This is a genomic window from Streptomyces sp. XY431 (assembly GCF_001279805.1).
Classification (GTDB): Bacteria; Actinomycetota; Actinomycetes; order Streptomycetales; family Streptomycetaceae; genus Kitasatospora; species Kitasatospora purpeofusca.
Map to the genome: position 1 here is coordinate 1 of NZ_LGDO01000261.1, position 1,347 is coordinate 1,347.

Below are 1,347 nucleotides of genomic sequence, written 5' to 3' on the forward strand. Positions count from 1 at the left end.
CCGCGTTTGAGATCTGCGGTGCCCAGTGGCTCAGGTGATCGTTGAGTCTCGTGTGAGTAGTAGTGGGGGCGGGTACCCGTCTGACCTGACGGATGAACAGTGGGCACTGGTGGAGCCACTGCTCCCGCCGGCGCGGGTGGGACCGAAGGGCGGTCGGCGGGAGAAGCATCCCCGGCGGGGGATCGTCGACGCGATCTTCTGTGTGGTGCGGACCGGGTGTGCCTGGCGGCAGTTGCCAAAGGACTTCCCGCCCTGGCCCACTGTGTACTGGTACTCCACCTGGTGGCACGATGACGGCACCGTCGAGCGCCTGCACGACGCGTTGCGCGGCCGGGTTCGTGAGGCTGACGGTCGCAGAGCGGAGCCGGGCGCCGGGCTGATCGACTCGCAGTCCGTGCGCACGGCCGACACGGTCCCCGCTGGCACCCCCGGGGCTTCGACGCGGGCAAGAAGGTGAAGGGCCGCAAGCGGTTCATTGTCACAGACACTCTGGGCCTGCTGCTGGCGGTTCACGTGGCCGCGGCGAACATCCAGGACCGCGACGGAGCGAAGCGTCCGTTGCTGTGGACCCGCCTGGACCATCCGGGCGTGCAGAAGATCTGGGCTGACCAGGGCTTCGCCGGCCGCCTCGTGGAGTGGGCCCGCGCGATCCTCGGCCGCGAGCTGGAGATCGTGCGCAAGGCCCCGGACCAGCGCGGTTTCCAGGTCCAGCCCAAGCGGTGGGCGGTAGAGCGGACCTTCTCGTGGCTCACCGCCCACCGCCGTCCGGCTCGCGACTACGAGACCAGCCCGGCCCGCTCCGAGACCATGATCCGCTGGGCGATGATCGGCATCATGGTCCGCCGGCTCACCCGTGGCCGAGCAGCGATCCGGAGTGGCCCACGGCCCCTTGGCGGCGCAGGTTCAGGTGTCGTAGCACCCGTTCCAGGGCGCGTTGAAGCCTAGGCCGTCGGGATAGAACTCGGCCCGTACCCCGCCGTCTTCCTCCTCCTCGTCCTCCTCGTCCACGTCCTCCTCCAGGACCAGGCCGAACAGGGATCCCTCGAACCGGACGGCGAAGGGTGCGATCGCGATGTCCTGGTACTGGCGTTCCGGAAGAGCGTCCAGCCACTCACCAAGCAGCAGTCGGGCCGCGTCGATTGCCTTCTGCTCGCCGTCCGCCGTGGTGCCGGTGAACTGGATGCGCGAGTCCAGATGCCGGCCGGCCCCGTCGAACCGATGCAGCACCGCGCACCAACGCTTCTGGGGCTGCCAGTCGTCGCCGCTCCAGCCCTCGGGGAAGGCTGCGGTGACCGACGCGAAGAACTGGCCGTTCTGCCACCGCCCGATGGTGCTCGTGCGGTAGTC

Annotated in this window: 1 protein-coding gene and 1 pseudogene; one reads left to right on the plus strand and one right to left on the minus strand. The window is 69.3% G+C overall.

Going from position 1 to position 1,347, the window contains the following annotated elements; all coding sequences use genetic code 11:
• Positions 1–52: 52 nt before the first annotated feature.
• Positions 53–855, plus strand: a pseudogene (locus ADK60_RS22900) (IS5 family transposase); the annotation flags it as partial.
• A 48-nt stretch (positions 856–903) separates the two neighbouring features.
• Here ADK60_RS22900 and ADK60_RS22905 read toward each other — a convergent pair.
• The coding region (locus ADK60_RS22905; RefSeq protein WP_063783232.1) for a hypothetical protein at positions 904–1,347 on the minus strand (444 nt) is incomplete at its 5' end.